This is a genomic window from Paenibacillus sp. BK720 (genome assembly GCF_011761545.1).
GTDB lineage: Bacteria > Bacillota > Bacilli > Paenibacillales > Paenibacillaceae > Pristimantibacillus.
The window spans coordinates 522,123-546,045 of record NZ_JAASRQ010000006.1; the positions used below are offsets into that span (position 1 = coordinate 522,123).

General features: G+C 49.1%; 26 protein-coding genes and 1 tRNA gene. 4 read left to right on the plus strand and 23 right to left on the minus strand.

What is annotated here, in order from left to right:
• Window positions 1-8 precede the first annotated feature (8 nt).
• From FHT67_RS24155 to FHT67_RS24165, 3 genes are all read right to left on the minus strand, one after another.
• A complete protein-coding gene (locus FHT67_RS24155) occupies window positions 9-902 on the minus strand; it encodes a DUF2232 domain-containing protein (RefSeq protein WP_243711675.1) in 894 nt (297 codons plus the stop codon).
• A 188-nt stretch (window positions 903-1,090) separates the two neighbouring features.
• Window positions 1,091-2,947, minus strand: a complete 1,857-nt coding sequence (locus FHT67_RS24160) for an amidohydrolase family protein (RefSeq protein WP_167201573.1) — start codon at window positions 2,945-2,947, stop codon at window positions 1,091-1,093.
• Window positions 2,948-3,075: 128 nt separating this feature from the next.
• Entirely contained in the window at window positions 3,076-3,504 is a 429-nt protein-coding gene (locus tag FHT67_RS24165; protein ID WP_015847803.1) for a CBS domain-containing protein, read from the minus strand.
• Window positions 3,505-3,626: 122 nt separating this feature from the next.
• Between FHT67_RS24165 and FHT67_RS24170 the strand changes: the two genes are divergently transcribed.
• A complete protein-coding gene (locus tag FHT67_RS24170; RefSeq protein ID WP_132308106.1) occupies window positions 3,627-3,980 on the plus strand; it encodes a DUF4870 domain-containing protein in 354 nt (117 codons plus the stop codon).
• A 75-nt stretch (window positions 3,981-4,055) separates the two neighbouring features.
• Here FHT67_RS24170 and FHT67_RS24175 read toward each other — a convergent pair whose 3' ends face one another.
• Window positions 4,056-4,823: a DUF1836 domain-containing protein gene (locus FHT67_RS24175; protein WP_167201574.1), complete on the minus strand. Its 768-nt coding sequence runs from the start codon at window positions 4,821-4,823 to the stop codon at window positions 4,056-4,058.
• A 286-nt stretch (window positions 4,824-5,109) separates the two neighbouring features.
• On the opposite strand from FHT67_RS24175, the gene FHT67_RS24180 reads away from it, so the two are divergent.
• Window positions 5,110-6,417, plus strand: a complete 1,308-nt coding sequence (locus tag FHT67_RS24180) for a hemolysin family protein (protein WP_243711674.1) — start codon at window positions 5,110-5,112, stop codon at window positions 6,415-6,417.
• 51 nt (window positions 6,418-6,468) lie between these two features.
• On the opposite strand, the gene FHT67_RS24185 is transcribed toward FHT67_RS24180, so the two are convergent.
• From FHT67_RS24185 to rpsF, 6 genes are all read right to left on the minus strand, one after another.
• Entirely contained in the window at window positions 6,469-7,614 is a 1,146-nt protein-coding gene (locus FHT67_RS24185) for a cation:proton antiporter (protein WP_167201575.1), read from the minus strand.
• 164 nt (window positions 7,615-7,778) lie between these two features.
• Complete coding sequence (locus tag FHT67_RS24190) at window positions 7,779-8,957, minus strand: NAD(P)/FAD-dependent oxidoreductase (RefSeq protein ID WP_132308101.1); 1,179 nt, start codon at window positions 8,955-8,957, stop codon at window positions 7,779-7,781.
• A gap of 23 nt (window positions 8,958-8,980) precedes the next feature.
• Window positions 8,981-9,403 carry a DUF1641 domain-containing protein gene (locus FHT67_RS24195; RefSeq protein WP_116394506.1) on the minus strand — a complete coding sequence of 141 codons (423 nt, stop codon included), beginning with the start codon at window positions 9,401-9,403 and terminating at the stop codon, window positions 8,981-8,983.
• A 237-nt stretch (window positions 9,404-9,640) separates the two neighbouring features.
• A complete protein-coding gene (gene rpsR, locus FHT67_RS24200; protein ID WP_015847810.1) occupies window positions 9,641-9,925 on the minus strand; it encodes a 30S ribosomal protein S18 in 285 nt (94 codons plus the stop codon).
• Window positions 9,926-9,943: 18 nt separating this feature from the next.
• Complete coding sequence (ssb, locus tag FHT67_RS24205) at window positions 9,944-10,477, minus strand: single-stranded DNA-binding protein (protein ID WP_132308099.1); 534 nt, start codon at window positions 10,475-10,477, stop codon at window positions 9,944-9,946.
• 36 nt (window positions 10,478-10,513) lie between these two features.
• Window positions 10,514-10,798 (minus strand): 30S ribosomal protein S6, encoded by a 285-nt coding sequence (gene rpsF / locus FHT67_RS24210; RefSeq protein ID WP_132308097.1) that lies wholly within the window; start codon window positions 10,796-10,798, stop codon window positions 10,514-10,516.
• 182 nt (window positions 10,799-10,980) lie between these two features.
• Here rpsF and FHT67_RS24215 point away from each other — a divergent pair, with 182 nt between their 5' ends.
• Window positions 10,981-11,166 carry a YjzC family protein gene (locus FHT67_RS24215; protein WP_132308095.1) on the plus strand — a complete coding sequence of 62 codons (186 nt, stop codon included), beginning with the start codon at window positions 10,981-10,983 and terminating at the stop codon, window positions 11,164-11,166.
• A 327-nt stretch (window positions 11,167-11,493) separates the two neighbouring features.
• Here FHT67_RS24215 and FHT67_RS24220 read toward each other — a convergent pair whose 3' ends face one another.
• The 5 genes from FHT67_RS24220 to FHT67_RS24240 form a co-directional block, all read right to left on the minus strand.
• On the minus strand, window positions 11,494-12,825 hold the full coding sequence (locus FHT67_RS24220) for an NAD(P)/FAD-dependent oxidoreductase (protein ID WP_167201576.1): 1,332 nt from the start codon (window positions 12,823-12,825) through the stop codon (window positions 11,494-11,496).
• A gap of 98 nt (window positions 12,826-12,923) precedes the next feature.
• Window positions 12,924-13,014, minus strand: a tRNA-Ser gene (locus FHT67_RS24225).
• A gap of 73 nt (window positions 13,015-13,087) precedes the next feature.
• On the minus strand, window positions 13,088-13,300 hold the full coding sequence (locus FHT67_RS24230; protein WP_132308091.1) for a DUF951 domain-containing protein: 213 nt from the start codon (window positions 13,298-13,300) through the stop codon (window positions 13,088-13,090).
• Complete coding sequence (locus tag FHT67_RS24235; protein WP_243867429.1) at window positions 13,290-14,165, minus strand: mechanosensitive ion channel family protein; 876 nt, start codon at window positions 14,163-14,165, stop codon at window positions 13,290-13,292. The genes FHT67_RS24230 and FHT67_RS24235 overlap by 11 nt, the downstream gene beginning before the upstream one ends.
• Before the next feature lie 24 nt (window positions 14,166-14,189).
• The gene (locus FHT67_RS24240) at window positions 14,190-14,429 is read right to left on the minus strand and encodes a putative Se/S carrier protein (protein WP_132308089.1); all 240 of its coding nucleotides are present in this window, start codon (window positions 14,427-14,429) and stop codon (window positions 14,190-14,192) included.
• Window positions 14,430-14,542: 113 nt separating this feature from the next.
• Here FHT67_RS24240 and yyaC point away from each other — a divergent pair, with 113 nt between their 5' ends.
• Window positions 14,543-15,160: a spore protease YyaC gene (yyaC, locus tag FHT67_RS24245; RefSeq protein WP_132308087.1), complete on the plus strand. Its 618-nt coding sequence runs from the start codon at window positions 14,543-14,545 to the stop codon at window positions 15,158-15,160.
• Here the strand turns inward: yyaC and FHT67_RS24250 are convergent, their stop codons facing one another.
• From FHT67_RS24250 to mnmE, 8 genes are all read right to left on the minus strand, one after another.
• The gene (locus tag FHT67_RS24250) at window positions 15,161-15,643 is read right to left on the minus strand and encodes a DUF4446 family protein (protein ID WP_167201577.1); all 483 of its coding nucleotides are present in this window, start codon (window positions 15,641-15,643) and stop codon (window positions 15,161-15,163) included.
• Between the two features lie 28 nt (window positions 15,644-15,671).
• The gene (locus tag FHT67_RS24255; RefSeq protein ID WP_167201578.1) at window positions 15,672-16,829 is read right to left on the minus strand and encodes an aminotransferase class V-fold PLP-dependent enzyme; all 1,158 of its coding nucleotides are present in this window, start codon (window positions 16,827-16,829) and stop codon (window positions 15,672-15,674) included.
• 138 nt (window positions 16,830-16,967) lie between these two features.
• On the minus strand, window positions 16,968-17,825 hold the full coding sequence (locus FHT67_RS24260) for a ParB/RepB/Spo0J family partition protein (RefSeq protein ID WP_132308081.1): 858 nt from the start codon (window positions 17,823-17,825) through the stop codon (window positions 16,968-16,970).
• Window positions 17,806-18,579, minus strand: a complete 774-nt coding sequence (locus FHT67_RS24265) for a ParA family protein (protein ID WP_132308079.1) — start codon at window positions 18,577-18,579, stop codon at window positions 17,806-17,808. Before FHT67_RS24265 ends, FHT67_RS24260 begins: the two co-directional genes overlap by 20 nt.
• A 140-nt stretch (window positions 18,580-18,719) precedes the next feature.
• On the minus strand, window positions 18,720-19,538 hold the full coding sequence (gene noc / locus FHT67_RS24270; protein ID WP_132308077.1) for a nucleoid occlusion protein: 819 nt from the start codon (window positions 19,536-19,538) through the stop codon (window positions 18,720-18,722).
• 317 nt (window positions 19,539-19,855) lie between these two features.
• A complete protein-coding gene (rsmG, locus tag FHT67_RS24275) occupies window positions 19,856-20,578 on the minus strand; it encodes a 16S rRNA (guanine(527)-N(7))-methyltransferase RsmG (RefSeq protein WP_132308075.1) in 723 nt (240 codons plus the stop codon).
• Window positions 20,578-22,467 (minus strand): tRNA uridine-5-carboxymethylaminomethyl(34) synthesis enzyme MnmG, encoded by a 1,890-nt coding sequence (gene mnmG, locus FHT67_RS24280; RefSeq protein WP_167201579.1) that lies wholly within the window; start codon window positions 22,465-22,467, stop codon window positions 20,578-20,580. Before mnmG ends, rsmG begins: the two co-directional genes overlap by 1 nt.
• Before the next feature lie 68 nt (window positions 22,468-22,535).
• A complete protein-coding gene (mnmE, locus tag FHT67_RS24285) occupies window positions 22,536-23,915 on the minus strand; it encodes a tRNA uridine-5-carboxymethylaminomethyl(34) synthesis GTPase MnmE (RefSeq protein ID WP_132308071.1) in 1,380 nt (459 codons plus the stop codon).
• Window positions 23,916-23,923: the final 8 nt, after the last annotated feature.

Here is a 23,923-nt window from a genome sequence, read left to right on the forward strand (position 1 = left end):
CCTATTGCTTATGATGATTTCGAAAACGACTTACGGATCGGAAAAGCGGCATCAAGTACGCCAATCAAGCTTAGCGACGGGAAGAACAGAAGGGGAATCGCGATAATAACCGGGATCGCCTTGTTCCATCTCCGCTGATGCGCGATGTAGAAGAAGAATCCGATCGCCTGAATCGTGAACGCGTACTTCATAAGCGGCACCAAATTCATAAGCGCTACGGAATAGAAGGAACTGCTGCCGCTGTCTGCGAACATCTCCAGGATATAAACGACCAGGTAATAGAAGACCAGAATGCGCGGAAGCATCCAATCTTTTGCCTTAGGCATGGTCGGAATATCCTCGATGGAAGACACCAACGCCTTGCGGGCGAAATACTGCGTAATGACCGCATAGACGAACGAGATCAAGATGATCGCCTGCGGGATCGAATGGATCATAACCTTGATGATCGATTCCGTGTAGTCGCTGTTCCACTCCTTCGGAAGCACATGCTCCGAGTTGAGGTCAGCCACCAGGCTGCGGACGAAATCACCGATTTGGTCAATAAACGATTGGTTCAGGACCCCTTCGAAAATAAGCAGCTCCGCCAGCAGACAGAACAGAATCGCCAGCGTCGTCCGTCTTAATATATACGGTGCCGACGCCCTTTTCCGGTACATCTGCCCCATCACCATAGCGGGGATCAGGAAGAATAACGCGATAATAAGAACCGACGGCCCAAGGATAACGGCCGCGATGATCCATACCGGTACAAGATGCAGTAAAAAGGACCGCGTTGACAGCGTCGTATACAAAATGACGTAAGGCACCATCAGCAGCATAATGGTCAGCATGTTAAACACAGGTACTGCCAATGACAAAATAAGAAGCAGAGACGCGCCGCTCCATAGAACTGCTTTCATACCGGGCTTACCTTTCAAGCCGTTCACCTCTTGCGTACATAATCAGTAAACAAACATTCAAATTTCATTATATCATAAAAGCAAAATAGATCACGCACATCCTTTAGCGCTTGCCGCACGCTTATCGAGGATAAAGCGCCGAAGTCGCGATCCCGCCCCCGGCGCTGCCCCTGCTGCTAACGGCGGGTTCAGCTTGCCTTCCATATCGCATCGCCCTCCGCGGTTACTTTAAACCCAAGCTCGTCCAGCAAGGTTAAGGGCATAAACGTCCGGGTTCCGATCGAGATTAAGGCCGCTTTTGCGTTCCCTGCCTCCAGCCGGTATCCCCGCTCCAGCATAAGCATCCCTTCCGAGGGAGCCAGCTCGGCACCGCTGACCGCGGGAATAGCCTGGCTATTGCTTCGCCGGGCTATGACCTTGCGGCTCGTTTTATCCCATTCCAGCCTGTAGCCCTGCTGCTCAAGCGAGCGGACATCCACGTACCGCATGCCTTTATAATCAACCACCGCATATTGACGGGCACCCCAGTTGAGCAGCCCCGCTCCGCTCTTCACCCTCGCGAATTCGCTGCGAACCGGCTGGCCGGCCTGAACCTCTTTATTCAGCTTGCCGTTGTCGAGAGCCAGCCGGCCTCCAACAAGCACATAGCGGATTCCATCGGATAATCGCTCCGGATGCTCAACGGTGGAGCGGTCTTTAATCGTCTTGTAATCGAAGATGACAATATCCGCATCCATTCCTTTGGCGAGCCTGCCCTTCTTGCGTAGTGACGGGGCTTGCTTCTCAAGCCTTTGGGCCGGCATGAGGCTCATCTTCGAGAGGGCGTCCATTAAGGTAAGGGTATGCTTCTCCCGGACATACCGTCCGATCGTTCTCGCGAACGTCCCGGAGGCGCGCGGATGATTGTTGTTGCCCGGCTCCAGGATCGCATCGCTTCCGATCATCACGTAAGGCGCCTTGAGCGCCTTTACGACGTCCTGCTCGGGGATGGCGTAAGCTACCGCCAGCTTGCCTTCCTTGCGGTAACGGCTAAACGTCTCTTCCGTTAGACGGTGATTGGTACCCGCAATCTGCAGATCTCGGAACGTAATCCGGAATCTCGATTGCCAGCCCTCGTCAAACCTAGTCGAGTTCAGGTAGGTCCCCCAATAATCGTAGGGGTAAACGCAGGCGGTCATATCGAGCCCTTGTCTGCGGGCAGCCTCCAGAAAGGATAAGGACTTCTTCATCGAGAAAGTGCCCCCCGTGCTGTTGATATGATCAATATGGACGGCTGTTCCTGTTTTTCGGGCATACCCGATCAGCTCGTTAAGGGCATCCATATTGGTGCCCGGTTCCTCCATATCGGAATAACGGGCATGAAAATAGACCGGCACGTTGTAGTCATAGGCAAGCTTCATCATCGGCAAAATCTCGGCGGCGGTGATACCCGGCACATATTCAAGGCTGAAGGAAATGCCAAGCGCCCCGTTATTGAGAGCCTGCTCCGCCTCTTTGACCAGCTCCTTGATCTGATCCGGCGACGCGCTGTCATAACGGCTGAGCTCATAACGGTTGCGGGCTTCGGTGTAGAAGAACGAAGCTCCGAAGTTGACCGGCGTCGTGCTTTTTGCATAATAGTTATACCATTCCTGCGGCGCTGAGGTTCCGCCATGCATGGCAATATTGGTTGTAACCCCGTCCGCAATCTTGTTCCAGACGCCAAGCGGGTTCGGGTTGTAGGACAGATTGTCGATAAAACCAGGCGCCACGACAAGACCAGTCGCGTTTATAACATGCTTACCCTTCAATGGCTTGGATGTAACAACAGCAATCCGGCCGCCGCTTATGCCGACATTCCAGCCTTTCTTATCCAGCCCGGTTTCCGGATTCATCACCCTGCCGCCTGCAATTACCGTATCATAGACCGTCTCCGAAGCTGCTTCCGCTTTAGCTGCCGTGCCGCCTTCCGCCAGCCCCGTTACCGAGAACGCCATCGCAAAAAATAAAACAAAAAGACGGTACCGTTTGCGGCCTCCGTCTTTTTGGTGCTCATTCCTATTCATGAAGCCCCTCCTGAAGTCATGCTCGCGCTTGGCCTATTTTCTCCTAACCTATCTGAAAATATAGCCGGGCAAGCCATCCTTTTTGGAGCTGCTGTATATGCTTATTTCATAATGCCTAAATGGAACAATCAAGCCTCCATCGCAACCGATGGGGAACCCGGAATAAAGGACTGGCAGTAATCGATAATTTCGCTTCTGCGGACGATGCCGATGAAGTGACCCCGGTCGTCCACGACGGGAACAAAGTTCTGAACCTTCGCAAGGGCAATCAAATCCTTCATGTCCGCGTCAATCCGAACCGAGCGGTTCATCATGCGGAGCGGCACATCCTGCAGCTTCACCTTATTCGCGTTCTCAAAGCTTACGCCCGGCGTGTTCTTCATGTACCAGAGCAGATCGCCTTCCGTTACCGTACCCGCGTAGCCCCCTTCTTCATTAATAATCGGGACCGCAGAGTAGCGGTGATGCTCCATCTTCTCGAGGGTTTGCCTGAGCGTTGCATCTTGCGTTACCGTAATAACCTCCTGCTTGGGCAGCAGAAAAAACGCAATATTCATCCGTCATTCAACTCCAATCTTTCCTAGTGACTTCATTATAACTTACGTAATGACATATAACTTTTCGGACATGAATACAATCTTCTCGAGAGAGTCGATTATAGAAAGGATGAGATCCGTTCATGTCCAGCGCTTCTTTCGAGCCTGATCGTTCCTCAACAGGTATAGACCCCAAAGTGGCAGCACTGCTTGCTTATTTCCTGGGTTTTATCACCGGTATTATATTCCTGGTCGTGGAGAAACAGAGCCGGTTCGTAAAATTTCATGCCCTTCAGTCGATCGCGATTTCCGTTGTCTTTATTGTACTCAATATCGTGCTTGGTTTCATTCCCGTTATCGGCTGGCTTCTTGGCTTGGTTCTGACACCCCTTGGCTTTATTCTATGGATAGCCCTTATGCTGCTTGCCCTGCAGGGCAAGCGCTTCAAGCTGCCGTATATCGGCGATTGGGCGGAACAGCAATCACATAATTTCTGATTAGCTGAGGCAGTACGGAAGCGCATGGCTTTCGTTGCTGCCTTTTTGAATCACCTTCCTATGTTTATGAATCGTTTATGAATTCAGGAACAGGGTGGCGTGACAGTACCGTTTGGCCAGCGAATGAAAGTAAGAGGTGCGAATCGAGATGACCGCGATGAACAATATGTGACGCAACGCCTCTGTCTGCTCTTCGTTTAACTTCGGCAAAACTTGCAGGAACGGCTCCGAAGCGATGTGAAGCATCTGCTCCATAATGACTTCCCTGTCCTTCGCATCCGCATAAGGACGAGCCATATCAAGCAGCCGGTAGCCGCTTGCGGCGAGTTCATCGTACATCGAGGTATATGCCGCATACAGCTCAAGCGGGCCAATCAGATCGTCCGTTTCGTCTTCCGGCTTATTGAACAACCGGTCGAACAGCTTCCTTATAGAACCGAAATCGAGACTGGATTTCAGATCTTCGATAATAAACAAGAGCGCAGTCTGGTTCAGAGAATATTTCTTGCCGATTTTCGGACAGTCGAAATAAGCCTTGAAATCTCTCTTTACCCAGTTTTGCATCGACGTAATCGACATTTGCGAAAAATCTATTAATCCGCCCAACGCGGATATCTCCTGCAAAGAGAATCCTTTTACCTCGCGTCCTTTAATCAGCTTTACCAGGACAGGCGGAAGCGCCGTCGACAGGAAAGCCGGCAGTGACGATCCGGATTCATACGCATCACGGTGCGATTGTTTCCAAGCCTGCTGCAGAACCTGTAGAGGACCACAGCAATTTTGGCCTTGCATCGCAAGCAGCAAATCCGCCATCTCTTTGCGGGTAAGCGTAAAAGCTTCCATATCGCTTACCTCCTTATGACTTAAAGGGATTGGCTTGATCATTACAAGCTCATCTGAACTTATCATACGCCCCTGTACAGACCCTTGTAAAGACGAGGTATTTGCCAAAATTGTAATGTTAGCTCCGAATTTTTCGTCATAATGGATGGTATTGCGCCCGTAAAGTAAAATAGCAAGTTTGCATCTGCTAGCTGAAGTTCGTTATAGTAGATCATAGGAACTTATAATATTTCATAAAGGATTGTGAAGAACCCAAATGGACAGTAGTATAGGATTTAATTTGTTTATGATTGCTGTATTAATTGTATTGACCGCCTTCTTCGTTGCTACGGAGTTCGCGATTATCCGACTTCGCGCGAGCCGAGTGGATCAGCTGGTGCTCGAAGGCAAGAAAAACGCGCTTGCCGTACAACGCGTGACAAGCAACCTTGATGCTTATCTGTCGGCTTGTCAGCTCGGTATTACGATTACCGCCCTCGGACTTGGTTGGTTAGGTGAACCGACCGTTGAACGAATAATCCATCCGTTATTCGAGAAATTGGGCGTACACAGCGATTTGAATCATATTATTTCCTTTGTTATAGCATTCGTTGCCGTTACATTCCTGCACGTGGTCATGGGTGAACTCGCTCCGAAGACATGGGCCATCCAAAAAGCCGAATTTATCAGCTTTGCCGTAGCCAAACCGATTATCTACTTCCACAAGATCATGTACCCGTTCATCTGGGTGCTGAATGGTTCCGCAACAAGCCTGATCCGCATGTTCGGATTGAAGGCTGTGAAAGAGCATGAAGAAGCGCATAGCGAAGAAGAAATTCAGATCATTCTGAACGACAGCTTCCAAAGCGGTAAAATCAATAACACCGAATACGGTTACGTAAGCCGGATCTTCGCCTTTGACGAAATGCTCGCCAAAGAAATCATGGTTCCTCGTACCGATATGATTTGCTTATATACGAATAACTCGATGATGGAGAATATGGACATCATCCGCAAAGAGCAGTATACCCGCTTCCCTGTAGCAACGGGCAGCAAAGACAACATCGTTGGCATGATTAACACGAAGCAGCTGTTCCTTGAATTCCAGGAAAACAAAGAATTCAATTTTCAGAAGCTGGTTCATCCGGTACTGACCGTTTCCGAGGTGTTGCCGGTTAAGACGCTCCTGAAGCGCATGCAGCAGGAACGCGTTCATATCGCGATTCTGATGGACGAATACGGCGGTACTTCCGGTATGATTACCATCGAGGATATTCTGGAAGAAATCGTCGGCGAGATTCGGGATGAATTCGATACCGATGAACGGAAGGAAATCGAGAAGCTTGCGGATAACTGCTACCTGCTTGATGGCAAAGTATCGCTTGATCATGTATCCGAAATCACTGGCGTTGCAATCGATCAGGAAGATGTCGACACGGTCGGCGGCTGGCTGTTCTCGGAATTTACCGATCCGAAGCCGGGCAAGGAAATGCAATACGAGAATCTCCGTTTTATCATCCGTGAAGTAGGCAAGCACCGCATTAAGAAAGTCGAGCTTATTATCGAAGAAGAAGCTGACGAAAGCACTCATGAAGCCGAAGTGGAAACGGCGTAAATTATATCAAGGAAAGGGCAGCCTGCGAAGGCTGCCCTTTCCTTTTCTCTGTTATGCCGTCTGTCTCTCTTTGAACACCTGCTTGAGGAGCGGCGGAGTAATAAGCGTCGTCAGAATAACAACCAGGATAACCGACGTAAAGTATTTTTCCGGCAATAATCCGGACTCCAGCCCCGATGCGGCTATAATTAAAGCCACCTCGCCCCGCGACACCATCCCCGCTCCAATCGCTATGGAAGACCGGTTGTTAAAGCCCGTCAGCCGGGCGCCGAGACCGCCACCAAGCAGCTTCGTAACCGCCGCAACAAGCGTTACAAGCAAGATAAAGAGCAGCTGCTCCCCTACCCCGTCAAAGGTTATATGCAGTCCGATGCTTACGAAGAAGACCGGCACGAATAATGTGTACGCAATCGGCTCCACCTTGGACTCCACTTCATGCCTGAAAGGCGTCTGCGATACGGCAATGCCGGCGGCAAAAGCCCCGATAATGCCGGCTATGCCCATCTCATCCGCGAAGTAGGAGAAGGCGAAGCATATGATCAGACCGGCGCTCATGACCGTCTCCGTTACTTTGAGCGGTGCAAGCCATTTTAAAAAGCGCGGTACAAGCAGCCAGCCCGCTAGACCGATAACAACAAAGAATAATAACTTCTTGCCGATCAATAGTCCCAGCGATACATCACTAGCCGGTACCAAGAAGCCCATCATGACCGCGAGCAGAATGACAACAAGCACATCGTCCACCACTGCGGCGCCCAGAATGGTTGTTCCTTCCCTCGACTGCAGCTTATCCAGTTCCTTTAGCGTCTGCACCGATATGCTCACCGAGGTTGCGCAGAGCAGAAGCCCCAGAAACAACGCCTCGTTGTTCGATAATTCGAACGCTGCCGCAATCCCGTACCCTCCGAGAAACGGCAGAATAATGCCTCCAATCGCTACGGCGAAGGATGGCTGCCAATTTCTTCGCAGCTGCTCCAAATCCGTCTCAAGCCCGGCTATGAACATCAGCAGCAGTACGCCAATCTCCGAGAAATGGCCGATAAAATCATCCGGCTTCACCCAGCCAAGCACCGCCGGACCGATAATGATGCCCGCCACCAGCTTTCCCAGCACGGCCGGTTGTCCCAGTTTAACTGATAAAGCACCAGCCAGTTTGGTGGATACGATAATAATGGCCAAATATAGAATAAATTCCATTTTCGCTCCTTCCTCCTTCTTTTCAGCATAACAAAAGGAGCCTGCTTCTATGCAGACTCCTTGAAATAGACAGAAGGAGCCCGCTGTGGCAGGCTCCTCCAAGTTCATGCTTATTTTATTATTACTACGCGCGAACCAAGGAACGGTTTCGCTTTTCAATAAAATTATTTCAAGAACGAGAACAGACCGTTAACGTGAGTCAGGTAACGAACGTTACTTGCCTCTTTCATCAGCGTAGCTGCTGTGCCTTTCAGCTTCAGCTGGCTAGCGCCAATCGTACCGATTGCATCTTTGCGGCCAAGGCTAGCAAGTACGCCGGAGTTAACGAATTCGAACGATTTCATCGGAATGCCTTTCAACTGCGCGAACAGGTTGTAACCGATGCACTCGCCCATTTGCCATGCGATTTGCGCGCTTGGCGGGTATGGACGGCCTTCTGGACCCATAACGAACGCGTTGTCGCCAGCCAGGAAAATATCCGAGTGGGATGTCGATTGCAGGAATTCCGTTACCGAAGCACGGCCGCGGTTTACTTCGATACCGCAGTTAGCGACTACAGGGTTGCCTGTAACACCGCCTGTCCATACGAACGTATTCGTTTCGATGGAGCTGCCGTCTTTGAGCATAACTTTGTTGCCTTGAACTTCCGTAACCGCTACACCCATGATCAGGTTTACGCCACGGTTAGTCAGGCTGGATTTCGCGCGCTCAAGAAGATCGGCCGGGAAGCCCATCAGAATAGTTGGACCAGCTTCGATGTTGTACAGGGAGATTTCGCTCTTGTCAACGCCGTACTGTTCACACCATTTCGGAAGCATGTCAACGATTTCGCCGATCAGCTCGATACCAGTCAGGCCGCCGCCGCCAACAACGATTGTTGCGTCCGCTTTGTTTTTCGATTGCGCGTAAGCTGCAATGCGGTTTTGGATATGCGCGCTAACGGCTTTCGCTTCTTCAACCGATTTCAGCGTCAGGCTGTTTTCTTCCAGGCCAGGAATGCCGAAGAATGCCGTTTCGCCGCCAAGAGCGACAACCAGCTGATCGTATCGAACTGTGCCGTTGCCAGCCAGCTTCACTTGTCTTTTCTCAGGATCAATGTTATCTACAGTGTCGATAACCAGGTTGATCGATTTGCCTTTCAGCAGTTTATCCAAAGGAAGAGCTACGTTTCCTTCGTTTACGCCGCTAACAGCCAGACGGTGAAGCTCGGTAATGATTTGGTGGTAAGGAGTTTTGTTGATCAATGTAATTTCCGCTTCTTCAGCCGAAATATATTTGCGAGCTGTCAGTGCGCTAAGAAGACCGCCGTAACCGCCGCCAAGAATTAAAATTTGCTTAGCCATGTTTACCCTCCGCTCTTGTATGATTAACCGTTTTTACGCTCAGCCAATACGTTCAGGAACGATTGGGCGAAACGAAGCGTTGCTTGTACTTGCGGATCCTTTAGCATTTTCAGAATGCCAAAGAGACCAATTGTAGAGTTGTCGGCTTGCGCGCGGTCGCCAGCTTCAACAGCTGCGTTAGCGATGCCTTTAGTCGTGTCTACGATTGGTTTAACGAATTCGCCAAAGCCGTGAACCATATCGTTCACAAGAACTTTGTCGTTCGCTACAGTAGTAGCTACATCGTAAGCTTTAGTGAGCAGAGTCACCAGTTCTGCCAGTTTAGGCAGGTTTTCCACCAATTGAGTCAGCGATTGCTGAATTTCCGGCTTCAACAGTTGCTCAAGCACGTCCAGTTCACGCACAGAACCGGATTCTTCAGGTAATTTCGTTACGGTTTCAGACATACGAATGCATCCCTCTTTCCATCTGTAATCGATCAAATGATTGACTTGCATAAGCCGTTATTCCACAACTAACAATTAAAGTGAAATTATTCACAATGAAGACCCAACATCATCGCCGACTTATATGCTCGCACTACATCTTATTGTATTCCTCTTCCGCCAAATGATCAATTCCTATTTTATAAAATAAAAGAAAAAAAGCCCATTGGTTTCCCAATAGGCTTCCTTCCTAAAGAACTACTCCGTAGTGTACGGCAGCAATGCTACAGTACGAGCACGCTTGATAGCAACAGTCAGCAGACGTTGGTATTTCGCGCTAGTTCCAGTTACACGACGTGGCAAGATTTTGCCGCGCTCGCTGATGAACTTTTTGAGCAGATCAGTATCTTTATAGTCAATGTGAGTGATTTTGTTCACAGTGAAGAAACATACTTTACGGCGTTTGTTGCGTCCGCCTTTGCGGCCGCCGAATTTGCGTTCCGGACGCTCTCCGTCTCCGCCTTCTCTTTGCTTGAAGCTCATTCGAACCCATCCTTTCAATTAAAATGGCAAGTCATCTTCTGATATATCGATCGGTCGACCGTCATCCGAGAACGGATCACGGCTGTTGTTGTTGCGTGGAGTACTAGGCCGGCTTCCGCCGCCGCCGTTACCGCCGCCATAAGGAGCGTTACCGCCGCCGCCGCCAAAAGATCCTCCGCCGCTGTTGTTGCCTCCGGCATAACCGCCACTTTCTTGCGAAGCTCCGCCTTCACGGTTAGATTCCAAGAAGCGAACGTTATCGGCAATCACTTCCGTCACATAGACGCGTTTACCTTCGTTGTTCTCGTAGTTACGCACCTGAATGCGTCCTTCTACCGCGGTTAAGCGACCTTTACGCAAGTAGTTAGCGCATGTCTCAGCCAACTGCCGCCAAGTTACGACCGGAATAAAATCCGCTTCGCGCTCGCCCTGACCGCTCGTAAACGGCCGGTCTACTGCTATCGTAAATTGCGTAACTGCTACACCCGCAGGCGTATAACGCAATTCGGGGTCTCTTGTTAATCTGCCAATCAGTATTACACGATTCAACATCGCCTCTGGACCTCCCAATCGAACATCTAGCGTGGATTAAGCAACGTCTCTGACGATCAAGAAACGGATAACTTCATCCGTAATTTTCATGATGCGGTCAAGCTCATTAACAACTTCGTTGTTCGCGTTGAAATGAACCAGAACGTAGTAACCATCACGAATCTTATTGATCTCATACGCAAGACGGCGTTTACCGATCACATCTTGCTTCGTGACTTCCCCGCCATTGTTAATGATGCCATTGAATTTGTCGACGATGGCTTGAACGTTTTCTTGCTCAACGTCCGGACGAATGATGTACATCACTTCATATTTGCGCATTGTGTTTCACCTCCTTTTGGACTAAGCGGCCCCCGAAAGGGCAAGGAGCGAGATTATTACTCGCATCTACACAGTATAGCAAATCGCCTACTCATTGACAAGTCATCCGCAGCTCCCGATTTCTGCCTTTCATGTCCGCCCCTTCTCCGGTAAATACTACTCCGACAAGGAGGTGAGCAAGTATGGGCGAATGGACATTGTTTTCCCCTGGCGACAGCGCTCCAAATGATGGCGTCTATATCGAAACCGGCGATAATTCTTTCCATATGGGTATCACCAATCCGCAGAAGGTACGACTCAAACGCGGAGAAAAGTTTCCGGAGACCTCTAATCATGAGCGCAGATGGAAACGAATGGGCCACAATTAATTTTAAATGAACCATGCATATGTTCTTTGCTGCACGGACATCATAATTATCGACGGTGAAGAGAGGTGTGGTTCCATTGGACCTGTATAGGGGCAAGGACTACTAGAGAATTTTACTGCTCATCACTTAAGAAGCGAGGCGTTGTGCTAAAGAAACTTTTCTGTAACACACGAGCAATCGCGATCGGAAAAGCGATACCTAATGGAATTGTGTACCGATCTGTGAAGATTGCACCTGGTTTTCCGTTGTATGAAGTTGGGAATTCATCGAAACTTACAACACCGTCGAAAAAGGGACTCGCAAGAGTCCCTTTTTTCATTCTAATAATTACAAGCTCTCCAAAGAGCATTGACCGGCCAGCAGCCGTCCGACATAAATTCCGCTTGCCGCTGCCTGAGATAAGGAATGCGTAGTCCCGGAACAGTCCCCGATAACGTAGAACCCTCGAATAATCGTCTCGAACCTCTCGTTTGTCTCGATTGCCGGCGAATACAGCTTTCCGTCAATGGCGTACAGAATGGTATCCTCGTCAATCGGTACCCCTAACAGCTTCTCCAAAGCGTCCAGAAACGCCAGTGTAGCCTCTATATACCGTTCCGGCACCTCTTCCCTCAGTTCCGTAAATTCCGCCTCCAGCGTCGCCTTAACGCTCCTATCGGAAGCTTGGCCGTCAGAGCAGTGGTACTCCGCCCCTCTCCGGAGCGAACCAAGCCTTTGAGCAGCAATCCGGTCTCTCCCTCGGTTAATTGCGCCGACAATCCGTTTGAAATACGTATCCGCTTCTTCAAGCGTCGCAAACCGGTTTGGCACAAATAGCGTGAAGTTCAGATTGGAGCTGTTTTCTCCCTTCTCGCGGAAGTTTTGCCCGTCCGGCATCGCCAGTCCTTCCTGAAGCTTGAGCACCACCCTGCCCTGCGGATTCATGCAATAAGTCGTAGCCGTGAAGTCTTCGCCCTCGAAGCTAAGCTTGGTCTCGAAGGATCGCTGCAGGATCGAAGCCAACTGGTCGCCCTTCATTTCGATCCGAAGCCCAAGATCAACCCTTGCTTCTCCTCTGCCGATTCCAAGGCTCTCGCATTGACCGTTAAACCACTCATTCCCGCTTCTGCCGGTAGCTACAATAACTTGCCCGGAATCAATAACGCTTCCATCCTCCAACTCAATTATAAACCGTTTGTCTTCCTTCCGAAGGATCCTGACGGGCTCCGCCTCAAATCTCATCGTGATATGGGAATCCAAGTAATCATACAGGCGCTCTAGAACGGTCTTTGACAATTTCGTTCCCAGATGCCGGGTTTTCGTCGTCAGCACGCCAAAACCAGCCGCATGTGCCCGTTCAGCCAATTCGGGATCATAGGTGCTGTACAGCTCCGCTGCGCCTCCCCCGAACTCGCATAGGATCGTATCCACGTCATCCATCAGCCGCAGCGCAGCGTCGTAACCGGTCTTCCGTTCCAACTCTCCGCCAAAATCATTCGTGTAATTATATTTGCCCTCCGACAGACCAAGTCCGCCAAAACCGATATAACTGTCGCTCCGTTCGCCAAGCTTCTTGCCTTTGTCCAGCATTAGAACCTTCAGTCCGCTTGAAGCCAGTTCGTGGGCGGCGAATATGCCGCTGACTCCTGCTCCGATAATCGTAATGTCATACTGACTCATTCCACTCACCTGCTTTATCTGAAGATAAAAAAAGCCCCTACGCAATCTCGTAGGAGCTTTGTTCTTTATGTAACCGCCTAAGCGTTATGCACAGAATATGGCGGAGAGGGTGGGATTCGAACCCACGCACGCTTTGACACGCCTAGCTGATTTCGAGTCAGCCCCCTTGGGCCTCTTGGGTACCTCTCCGTTTGTGTCAAGCAAAAACTATATTATCACAGGCCCTGTCCTAATGCAACTGTTTTTTAAAAAAATATTAAGCCTATTCGTTTTGCCCGGAATCCGCGGCGGAACGCAGTACTTTCTTCATATTCTTCTCGAACTTTGCTCTAGGAATCAGAACGCTATGCTTGCAGCCTACACATTTGATACGGATATCCATCCCCATGCGGATAATTTCCATTTCATTGGATCCGCAGGGATGCTGCTTCTTCATTTGAACGATATCGTTCAGCTCGAATTGTTTACGCTCCATTCGGATCGCCGCCCCTTTCATTGCGATGATACGTTACCATTCGCGGATACGGAATGTCAATTCCGTGACCGTCCAGCACTTTCTTGATATAAGCATTTAATGACCTTGCTACGATGGATTGCGTATTAGGAAGACATTCTGCCGTTACGCGCACCTTGACCTCGGTGGAAAGCATGGTCTGTATGCCAAGCACCTCGGGAGGCTTAACGAGATTGTCGTTCTCAAACCGCTCGAGTTCCCGGCGGATAAGGGCGATCGCCTTTTCCGCATCCTCCTCGTATCCGATCGATACATCAATAAACGCAATGGAATTATGCATCGAGAAATTCGTAACCTCGTTGATCATGCCGTTCGGTATAATATGAACTTCTCCCGTCCAGCTAAGAATCCGGGTCGCCCGGAGTCCGATTACTTCAACGGTTCCTTTGAAGTTGCCCGTCTGAATAACGTCGCCAACCGCAAATTGATCCTCGAATATAATAAAGAAACCCGTGATAATATCTTTGACTAGACTTTGTGCGCCAAAGCCGATAGCCAGTCCAATGACGCCGGCTCCAGCCAGCAGCGGCGCAAGCTGTACGCCGAATTCGTCTAGCACAAGCATGCCGATAATGAAATATCCCGCGTAGGAGATTATGTTTTTGACCAGCTTGCCTACGGTTGTCATTCTTCTGGTTTGAAGAACCATTCGGCTTTCCGAGCGGTTTAGTACAACCCGGTCAATCGTTTTGTTCGCAATCCAGACGATGACCTGTCCTAGGATAATAATAAGCGCTATGCGCAAGACCGATCGTCCAAAACCTTCCCATGTTGTCTCGCTTGTTATCCATGCTGCAATGTCTTTATAGTAGGCTTGAATATCCATTCCACCGCACCATCCTTGCCATACCTAGAGGTCCACTTGTTCATACCCGTCCTGAACCGGTTTAAAAACCCCTCTTATTTCTACGTTTTCCGTTTCGATCACATGCTTGACTGTTTCCAGCTCTTCCCCCGGAAAATGAATCGATAACGCGCAGCCTGCCGTAATCTCCTTCGGAGTCGGACATATATCGATTTCAACCTCCGCGTATTCCAGCAGCATCTCGGCGCGCAGCGCCTGCTGCGTCGAATCAAAGGCGATCAACATCGCGAATTCTCCTCTCCCTCACCTCATAGAACGAAACTATTGGCTTCGCGACGTATAAAATGGTTGTCCCATCCATATACTAGTATCATATTGGCATTTACGGAGGGGATTCTATGAAACTATCATTTCTAAAGGATGTACCGTTAAAGGTTCCATACACGGAAGCGAATGCTGTTGGCCAGATCGTCAACCGGCTTTCCCTGATGATTGATGAGATGTCCGCCGGGCGTCCTATCGTAATCGTATGCGTTGGAACTGACCGTTCAACAGGCGATTCCCTTGGTCCACTGATCGGCACGACCCTTTCCAAATATCAGAGCCCCTACTTCTCTCTTTACGGCACTTTAGAAGAGCCTGTACATGCCATGAACCTCGAAGAGACACTTCATCTGATCAATCGCACTTACCAAAAACCGTTTGTTATCGGCATTGATGCCTGCCTTGGGCAAGTATCCAGCATTGGCTCGATTCAAGTAGGAACTGGCCCGGTAAGACCTGGCGCCGGAGTAAACAAGGAGCTGCCTCCCGTTGGCGATATCCATATTACAGGCATCGTTAATGTCGGCGGATTTATGGAATATTTTGTCCTGCAGAACACGCGTTTACATTTGGTAATGAAAATGGCAGACATTATCGCTTCCAGCGTATTCTCCTCCATCATGAACAGCATCCATGTTTCTGCCCGTTCCAGAGAACAGGCTGCTGCTTTGGAACATCCGGGCACCAATTAATCACTTCGCTTCAGCTATGGCTTTGCGCTCTTCCGGCGTAAGCGTATAGTTCGATTCGCCTTTGCTTACCGGCTTGGCGTACACATAAGTATTCTCCCGGCTGTGCAGCCCAGAGATCACTACCCCATCCTGCGCCGCATTCACAACTGCTATCGAAAAGCTGAGATCACTGCCCTGGTCGGCGAATGCATTGTAGCGCAGTACTCCAACGCGGCCTTTTTCCTGCTGCTGCACTTCCTTCATTTGCTCTATTTGCTTTAAGATTTTTTCGCTTTGAAGCTCTTGTGCGGTAATAGACTGCTTCAGATCGATAATGACGTCTTCCAGATTCGTCACGCCCGTGTTGCCCATGACCTCCACATATTGCTTTCTAAGCTTTTTCAGTCTTCTGCCAACAATTGAAATCCTAATCAATAACACGATGACCAACAATGCCAGTACAACCGTAACCCCATTCATCGGGTTATTTGTCCACTCATCCATTTCGAACTTCCGCCCCCAGAAAATTATGCTAAGAATATTGCTTCCGTATTTCTTTCACTGCTGCGACAAGGGCATCCGCTTCTTGCTCTGTTGTAAAACATCCTACGCTTGCTCGTACTGCGCCTGTCGCGGTCGTCCCTGCACAGGCATGGGCCATCGGTGTGCAATGAAAGCCCGCTCTAACCGCAATTTGATAATGCTGGTCCAGTATAAAGGACATTTCAGACGGATCGATTCCGTCCGCAACGAATGCGACAATCCCCGTTCTTTGCTCGCCAAGCTTCGGACCAAGAATCTTAATCCCGTCCACCGATAAAAGCCCATCCATAATCCGCTGGGTTAATGCCCATTCCTTAGTATGGATGTTATGAACCGTCTCATGCAGAACATATTCGACACCCGCTTTGAGCCCTGCCAGGCCGGGTGTATTTTGCGTTCCCGCCTCATATCTGTCAGGACGCACATTAGGCTGCTCAGGGGCCTCAGATTGGCTTCCAGTCCCTCCGTGGAGTTGAGGAACGAGATCAACGTCAGGATGAATGTACAGGCCTCCTGTGCCTTGTGGACCAAGCAACCCTTTGTGACCAGGGAAGGCCAGCATATCAATCCCCATTGCCTCAACATCAATCTCAAGAATTCCGGCGCTTTGAGCTGCGTCAACAAGAAGTTTTATGCCTTTGCTTCTAGCCAATTCGCCAATCTGGGCAACCGGCGCAATTGTGCCAAGTAGATTGGAGCTATGGTTAACGATAATCAAAGAAGTCTCAGCGGTTACGGCCGAAGCAATTTGCTCCACCTGTATCCGTCCAGCCTCGTCTGCGTCTACATACGTAATCTGAATACCTAGAGCATGTTTCAAATACTCAAGCGGTCTTCTTACCGAATTGTGTTCCACTGAAGTGGCAATTACATGATCCCCGCTTTTTACCCAGCCTTTTATCGCCATGTTTAATGCAGCTGTCGTATTGGCGGCAAATGCTATATCATTCGGATTTTTAATCCGAAACAGCTTCGCTAATTGCTTCCTCGTTTCAAACAAGACCCGGCTTGCCTTAACCGCCATCCGATGGCTGCCTCGTCCCGGATTTGCTGCTTCATGCAGCATGGCATGTTGCATCGCCTCCAGAACTGCCGGCGGCTTCGGCCACGATGTTGCAGCATGATCCAAATAGATGATTCTTTCCACCTTGTTCCAACCTCCTCTCTCTTTCTTAACTATCAAAACTCTCTCTTAAATACCCTAACAGAACATAAGAATAGCATACCTTAGTTTAATCTTTCAGTACAAAGATTACAACTTTGGTATGCTAGCAATTTGCCTAAATTACGCCATATTTTGAAGCAGCTCGAGCAGACGCTCGAGATCCTGCTTATTGTAGTATTGCAGCTCGATTTTCCCTTTTTCCTTCTGTTGTTTAATTTTAACCGTTGTTTTGAATCGGTCTCTTAACGACTCTTCCAAGCTCTCGATATACGGATCCCGTTTCTTCGACTTCGCTTTTGCTTTTACCGCTTCTGCCGTTTCCTTCACTTCCAGCTTCTGAATCGCTTCTTCCAGGTCGCGTACGCTCCAGCCCAAGCTAACGGTTCGATTAGCCATATCCTTCTGGACCACTGCGTCCTTAATCCCTACCAATGCCCTAGCATGTCCCATCGAGATTGTTCCACGTGAAACATTGTCCTTGATCTCAGCAGGCAGAGCAAGCAGTCGAAGGAAGTTGGCAATATGAGAACGGGACTTCCCCACCTTCATCGATAATTCTTCCTGAGTCAGCTTGAACTTATCCATTAACCCTTGATACGCCATGGCCGTCTCAATTGCATTAAGATCTTCGCGCTGCAGGTTCTCAATTAAAGCAATTTCCATGACCTGTTGATCGGAAAATGCCCGAACCACGGCAGGTATGGTTGCATTGCCGCAAAGCTGGGAAGCACGGAACCGTCTCTCCCCCGCAATGATTTCATAGCCTTTTAATACCGTCCGAACAATGATCGGCTGAATAACGCCATGCTGCTTGATCGACTCTGCCAATTCCTTAATGGACTCGTCATCAAACGTTTTGCGAGGTTGGTATGGATTCGGACGCAGTTGCGTTAACTGAATTTCAATGACTTTATCGTCTTCGCTTACCGAAAGCGATGGAATAAGCGCATCAAGTCCTCTACCTAGCCGCTTGCTCATACATAATCACTTCCTTAGCAAGTTCAAGATATACTTCAGCACCTTTGGATCTTGGGTCGTACGTAATAATAGCCTCGCCGTGAGATGGCGCTTCGCTCAAACGAACATTACGCGGAATAATGGTTTGGTACACCTTCTGCTGGAAATACTTTTTCACTTCTTCGATAACCTGAATACCCAGATTTGTCCGAGCATCCAACATAGTAAGCAATACGCCCTCGATTTGAAGAGAAGTGTTCAAATGCTTCTGTACAAGTCTTACTGTATTTAAGAGCTGGCTTAATCCTTCCAGCGCGTAATATTCGCATTGAATTGGAATGATAACCGAGTCGGACGCTGTCAAGGAGTTAATCGTCAGCAAACCAAGCGACGGCGGGCAATCGATTAGAATATAATCGAATTGATCCTTAACAAGGGACAATGCTTTCTTTAGACGAAGCTCGCGCGAAATCGTTGGTACCATTTCAATCTCGGCACCGGCGAGCTGAATCGTCGCTGGAATAATCTTCAGACCGTCAATTTTCGTTTCAAACATTGCATCTTTTGGATGCACGTCGTTAATAAGCACATCGTAAATACAATTATTTACATCCGCTTTGTTGATGCCAATTCCGCTTGTCGTGTTACCTTGAGGGTCAATGTCAACGAGCAGCACTCGTCTACCGAGTGTTGCAAGGCACGCCCCTAAGTTAACAGACGTTGTCGTTTTACCAACACCGCCCTTTTGATTGGCTATTGCAATGATTTTAGACAAACTTGTTCACCTCTGTGTCCAAACTTTTAATGCCCTGATGATCTAACGGTGAAACTTATCGCTATAAACGGTTTCGCCGTCCTCAGAGAGGACGGCCCGGATTAGTACTATTACGTTCATCATGGATGACTTACGTAAAGCTAATTTTTCGGTATATGAATAGTAATTTCATAAAAATCGCCAAGATCTTTTTCGTCTGCTTTGATTTCCATCCCTGTGCTGGACACCATCTGTACAGCCTGACGAATGGTGTTGAAAGCAAGACGCGTGTTCTTCGGCATCGCAAAACGCTTCGTTTGCTTCGACTTCGGTTCTTCCTTCAGAGAAGCAATACGATTCTCCGTCTGTTTAACGTTTAGTTCCTTCGTAATAATCTCTTCCAGCACTTGGTTCTGAAGCTCTTCCGTATCAAGAGAAAGCAACGCTCTCGCATGTCTCTCGGATATTTTACGACTAGCAAGCGCTTCTTTGACAGTGTCATTTAATCCCAACAGTCTCAACTTGTTTGCAATTGTAGATTGGCTTTTGCCCAAACGCTGAGCCAAGCTCTCCTGCGTCAGCTCATGAAGCTCAATCAGCTTCTGGTAGGCTACCGCTTCCTCAATTGCCGTCAAATTCTCGCGTTGCAGATTTTCAATCAGTGCGATAGACGCCGTCTGCGAATCGTTAAACTCGCGGATGATAGCCGGAATTGTATCGTATCCAAGCTTTGTAACCGCGCGCCAGCGACGTTCGCCTGCTATAATCTCGTATCTGCCATTTCGTGCGCGAACAACAATCGGCTGAATAACGCCATGCGTTTTGATCGTTTGGCACAACTCATCGATACGGTCATCATCGAAGATTGTCCGAGGCTGGAATGGACTCGTATCAATATCTTGAATAGGAATCTGCCGAACCTCTTCTTGACCGCTCCGCTGATCACTTAGACCGAACAAACGGGAAAATGATTCTTTCATATTATCTACTCTACCACCCGACCAAGAAACCATTACCGCTAAATCGGTTGGTTTCCAAGATGTGCTGCTATGCATTAACGGTGTAATTCCCGTTACTACCATTTTATCTATATTGTTTCTTGTAGACAACCTCGTTTATGAGTCTAGCGAACGTGCCAGACCCCATTAAAATAACAATGCCAAAACGGGCTGCCGTCTCTACTACATTATTTCGACTTCCCTCTGGTTTTTTCCTGCTTGATCTTCGTAATATTTCGGATAGATACAAATAAACCTCTGTATGTTTCACGTGAAACATACAGAGGTTCGAAATGTGCCTATACAAGCGGCTGTTTTAGAGGAGTGCCTGCTTTACGCGGATATTTTTTTGGCGTAGCGTCTGTCTTGTTGATAAGTACAATATAGCGTTCCGACTGCTCGAACGGCAATTTAAAGGCATGCTCCGCATGAACCTTCCCTTTAAGCTCACGCAGACTTACAGCAGCCTCCTTCACCTCTTCGACACTTTGTGAACCCTTCATTGCGGCAAAGGTTCCATTCTTGCGAGTGAATGGGAGGCAAAATTCATTTAATACATTCAACCTCGCTACCGCTCTTGCCGTTACAAGATCGAAGGCATCTCTATACTCCGGCATTCTTGCAATATCCTCGGCACGGCCATGAACGCAATTTACATTGTCGAGCCCGAGCTCTTGAACCAAATGATTCAGGAATTGAATCCGCTTATTAAGCGAATCAACAATAACTACTTTCAGATGCGGAAAACAGATCTTGAGCGGAATGCTTGGGAACCCCGCTCCGGACCCGATATCAGCAATGCTGCCAATCTCTTTCATATCAACGAAGAACGACAACGAGATCGAATCGTAAAAATGTTTTTCGAATACGGCATCCCTTTCGGTGATGCCCGTCAAATTCATTTTCTCATTCCATTCCACAAGCAAGCGATGATAGGAATCAAATTGTTCGAGCTGCTTCGGGGATAACGGAATACCGTTCTCCCCCAGCAGCTTTTCAAACCATACATGCGTCTCTGTCATCATTGTCCTCTCGCTGCCGTTACCCGGTTATAGTGTTCCAAATAAACAAGTAAAATGGAGATGTCCGCCGGTGTAACGCCTGCAATCCGGGATGCCTGGCCGATCGACAACGGACGGATATCCGCCAGTTTTTGTTTGGCTTCCGATGCCAAGCCATGCACTTCGCTGTACACGATATCATCCGGAATTTTCTTCTTCTCCATCTTGCTCAAGCGTTCAACTTGATGAAGCTGCTTCTCGATATATCCGGCATACTTGATTTGAATTTCAACCTGCTCCTTCATTTCTTCCGTCAACGGAAGCTCCGAAGGAGACAACTGCTCGAGCAACGCGTATGATAATTCCGGACGGCGCAGCAACGACAGGGCATCCATTGTAAAGGCAATAGGAGCCGAATTCGCCGCATCTAATACCGGCTGAGCAACCTCCGGTTTAATTTTTACTGTCGCAAGCCGTTCAATTTCTTGAGCGACAAGCTCCTTCTTATTAAGGAAGGCTTGATAACGTTCTTCCGAAATAAGTCCAATCTCATAGCCTGTCGGGGTAAGGCGGAGATCCGCATTATCATGACGAAGCAGCAGGCGATATTCGGCACGGGAAGTCAGAAGACGGTAAGGGTCGTTTGTCCCTTTCGTCACCAGATCATCAATCATAACGCCGATATAGCCTTGGGAGCGGTCGATAATAACCGGGTCATTCCCCTGTACTTTGCGCGCTGCATTGATACCCGCGATAATCCCTTGACCCGCTGCTTCTTCATAACCGGAGGTTCCGTTGATTTGTCCAGCTGTGAATAATCCGTCAACCAGCTTCGTCTCCAGAGACGGCCAGAGCTGCGTTGGGACAACCGCATCATATTCGATGGCATAGCCGTTACGCATCATTTCAACATTTTCCAAACCTGGAATAGATCTCAAAATTCCAAGTTGCACATCTTCAGGCATGCTTGTCGAAAGACCTTGTACGTAGTACTCCGACGTATGTTTGCCTTCCGGTTCCAGGAAGATTTGGTGCTTGGGCTTATCCGCGAAGCGGACGATTTTATCTTCTATAGAAGGGCAATATCGCGGACCTGTACCTTCAATTGCTCCCGAGAACATAGGGGCACGGTGCAAATTGTCGTTAATGATTTTATGCGTTGCTTCCGACGTGTAGGTAAGCCAGCAAGGCAGCTGTTCATTATCGGAGGACTTGGTTTCGTAAGAGAAAAACTTAGGATTATCATCGCCTGGCTGAATTTCCGTTTTCGAAAAATCAATCGTGTCTTTATGAACGCGAGGCGGCGTACCTGTTTTGAAGCGCGCAAGCTTGAAGCCAAGCTCCTTCAGGCTTGCTGACAGCTTCACCGATGGCTGTTGGTTATTCGGGCCGCTCTCGTACATCAGCTCGCCCATAATAATTTTGCCGCGCAGGTATGTGCCCGTCGTAATCACAACGGCTTTTGCCCGGTAAATAGCGCCTGTCTTGGTGACGATACCCGTAATTTTACCGTCTTCGACAATCAGATCCTCCGCCATGCCCTGGCGAAGCGTCAGATGATCCGTCTCCTCGATTGTCTTCTTCATCGTGTGCTGGTAAGAGAATTTATCCGCCTGCGCGCGCAGCGCGTGAACAGCCGGTCCTTTGCCGGTATTCAACATCCGCATTTGGATAAATGTTTTATCGATATTGCGGCCCATTTCTCCGCCTAACGCATCAATTTCGCGGACGACATGTCCTTTTGCCGGTCCCCCGATTGACGGGTTGCATGGCATGAAGGCCACCATATCCAGGTTGATTGTAAGCAAAAGCGTTTCGCACCCCATCCGAGCCGAAGCAAGAGCTGCTTCGCAGCCGGCATGGCCCGCTCCAATTACAATCACTTCGTATTGCCCAGCTTCATAGGTCATTTCTTTATCCCTCCAATTCATCGAACCGTGCACGGAATACTAACCCTGCCGGTCGTTATCGTTAAACTTTATTTGCCTAAGCAGAACTGCGAGAAGATCTGGTCGATTAACGAATCGCCAACCTCATCGCCTAATATTTCGCCAAGCGATTCCCATGCGGAACGCACATCGATCTGGATCAAGTCAATCGGAATGCCTGCATTCGACGCATCGATGGCATCCGTAAGCGACTGCTGCGCCCGCTTCAGCAACGAAATATGCCGAACGTTGCTGACATATGTCAAATCTCCGGAGTCGAGCTGACCTTCGAAGAACAGCTTGCTGATCGCCTTCTCGAGCCGGTCAAGTCCTTCCTCTTCGCGCACCGACATGCGGACAATTCGCTCCTCATCGATTAATGCTTCAATCTCGGCCATCTCGAGCTTCGATTCCAAATCCGATTTATTAATAATAAGAATAAGCTGGCGGTCCTTCACCTTCTCCAGGAGCGCACGGTCATCCTCGTGAATAGGCTCATTATTGTTAAGCACAAACAAGATCAAATCCGCTTCTTCCAGCGCGTTATGCGAACGCTCGACGCCAATGCGTTCCACGACATCGCTAGTTTCGCGGATTCCCGCCGTATCAAGCAGTCTAAGGGGAATATGATTAAGCGTCACATACTCCTCGATAACATCCCGCGTTGTACCGGGAATATCCGTCACAATCGCTTTATTCTCTTGTGCCAGCATATTAAGCAAGGAGGACTTGCCCACATTCGGGCGTCCCACGATTGCGGTCATAATACCCTCTCGCAATATTTTACCTTCATTCGCCGTTTTTAACAGCCTGCCGATCTCCTCCAGCGCGGATCCGCTCTGTTCGCGGATATAAGCACTTGTCAGATCTTCGACATCATGCTCGGGATAATCGATATTGACCTCAATATGAGCAAGCAGCTCGATTACCGTCTGCCGAAGAGCTTTAATCCGCTTCGACAAAGTCCCCTCGGCTTGCTTTCGCGCAACGGAGAACGCCCGGTCGGACTTCGAACGGATGAGGTCTATAACCGCTTCCGCCTGCATCAGATCAATCCGGCCGTTCAGGAAAGCTCTCTTCGTAAACTCGCCCGGCTCCGCAAGTCGCATACCTTCCTGCAGGAGCACCTGATCGAGCACCTTCTTAACCGCCACAACGCCGCCATGGGCGTTAATTTCAACGACATCCTCTGCCGTGAACGAACGGGGACCGCGCATAACGGTAACAATAACCTCTTCCACCTGTTCCCCATTCTTCGGATCTATAATATGACCGTAATGCACGGTATGCGTAGCCGCATCCCGCAAATCGGTTCTTGAACGAAATATTCGCGCTGTTCCCTCAATTGCATCGGGACCGCTGACGCGAATAATGGCAATGCCGCCCTCTCCGACAGCTGTCGAAATCGCCGCAATCGTATCGTGTACCATCAGTTTGT

Excerpts from the sequence above, each read along its gene's own strand:
- FHT67_RS24240 (WP_132308089.1), bottom strand. The coding sequence starts at position 14,429 with ATGTTGATCGCCTTTGATTCGACGCAGCAGGCGCTGCGCGCCGAGATG.
- FHT67_RS24160 (WP_167201573.1), bottom strand. The coding sequence starts at position 2,947 with ATGAATAGGAATGAGCACCAAAAAGACGGAGGCCGCAAACGGTACCGT.
- FHT67_RS24215 (WP_132308095.1), top strand. The coding sequence starts at position 10,981 with ATGGGCGAATGGACATTGTTTTCCCCTGGCGACAGCGCTCCAAATGAT.
- noc (WP_132308077.1), bottom strand. The coding sequence starts at position 19,538 with ATGAAAGAATCATTTTCCCGTTTGTTCGGTCTAAGTGATCAGCGGAGC.
- rpsF (WP_132308097.1), bottom strand. The coding sequence starts at position 10,798 with ATGCGCAAATATGAAGTGATGTACATCATTCGTCCGGACGTTGAGCAA.
- FHT67_RS24195 (WP_116394506.1), bottom strand. The coding sequence starts at position 9,403 with ATGTCTGAAACCGTAACGAAATTACCTGAAGAATCCGGTTCTGTGCGT.
- FHT67_RS24170 (WP_132308106.1), top strand. The coding sequence starts at position 3,627 with ATGTCCAGCGCTTCTTTCGAGCCTGATCGTTCCTCAACAGGTATAGAC.
- FHT67_RS24180 (WP_243711674.1), top strand. The coding sequence starts at position 5,110 with ATGATTGCTGTATTAATTGTATTGACCGCCTTCTTCGTTGCTACGGAG.
- FHT67_RS24190 (WP_132308101.1), bottom strand. The coding sequence starts at position 8,957 with ATGGCTAAGCAAATTTTAATTCTTGGCGGCGGTTACGGCGGTCTTCTT.
- mnmG (WP_167201579.1), bottom strand. The coding sequence starts at position 22,467 with ATGACCTATGAAGCTGGGCAATACGAAGTGATTGTAATTGGAGCGGGC.
- FHT67_RS24155 (WP_243711675.1), bottom strand. The coding sequence starts at position 902 with ATGAAAGCAGTTCTATGGAGCGGCGCGTCTCTGCTTCTTATTTTGTCA.
- rpsR (WP_015847810.1), bottom strand. The coding sequence starts at position 9,925 with ATGAGCTTCAAGCAAAGAGAAGGCGGAGACGGAGAGCGTCCGGAACGC.
- mnmE (WP_132308071.1), bottom strand. The coding sequence starts at position 23,915 with ATGGTACACGATACGATTGCGGCGATTTCGACAGCTGTCGGAGAGGGC.
- FHT67_RS24260 (WP_132308081.1), bottom strand. The coding sequence starts at position 17,825 with ATGAGCAAGCGGCTAGGTAGAGGACTTGATGCGCTTATTCCATCGCTT.
- FHT67_RS24220 (WP_167201576.1), bottom strand. The coding sequence starts at position 12,825 with ATGAGTCAGTATGACATTACGATTATCGGAGCAGGAGTCAGCGGCATA.
- FHT67_RS24230 (WP_132308091.1), bottom strand. The coding sequence starts at position 13,300 with ATGGAGCGTAAACAATTCGAGCTGAACGATATCGTTCAAATGAAGAAG.
- FHT67_RS24185 (WP_167201575.1), bottom strand. The coding sequence starts at position 7,614 with ATGGAATTTATTCTATATTTGGCCATTATTATCGTATCCACCAAACTG.
- ssb (WP_132308099.1), bottom strand. The coding sequence starts at position 10,477 with ATGTTGAATCGTGTAATACTGATTGGCAGATTAACAAGAGACCCCGAA.
- FHT67_RS24250 (WP_167201577.1), bottom strand. The coding sequence starts at position 15,643 with ATGGATGAGTGGACAAATAACCCGATGAATGGGGTTACGGTTGTACTG.
- FHT67_RS24235 (WP_243867429.1), bottom strand. The coding sequence starts at position 14,165 with ATGGATATTCAAGCCTACTATAAAGACATTGCAGCATGGATAACAAGC.
- rsmG (WP_132308075.1), bottom strand. The coding sequence starts at position 20,578 with ATGACAGAGACGCATGTATGGTTTGAAAAGCTGCTGGGGGAGAACGGT.
- FHT67_RS24165 (WP_015847803.1), bottom strand. The coding sequence starts at position 3,504 with ATGAATATTGCGTTTTTTCTGCTGCCCAAGCAGGAGGTTATTACGGTA.
- yyaC (WP_132308087.1), top strand. The coding sequence starts at position 14,543 with ATGAAACTATCATTTCTAAAGGATGTACCGTTAAAGGTTCCATACACG.
- FHT67_RS24175 (WP_167201574.1), bottom strand. The coding sequence starts at position 4,823 with ATGGAAGCTTTTACGCTTACCCGCAAAGAGATGGCGGATTTGCTGCTT.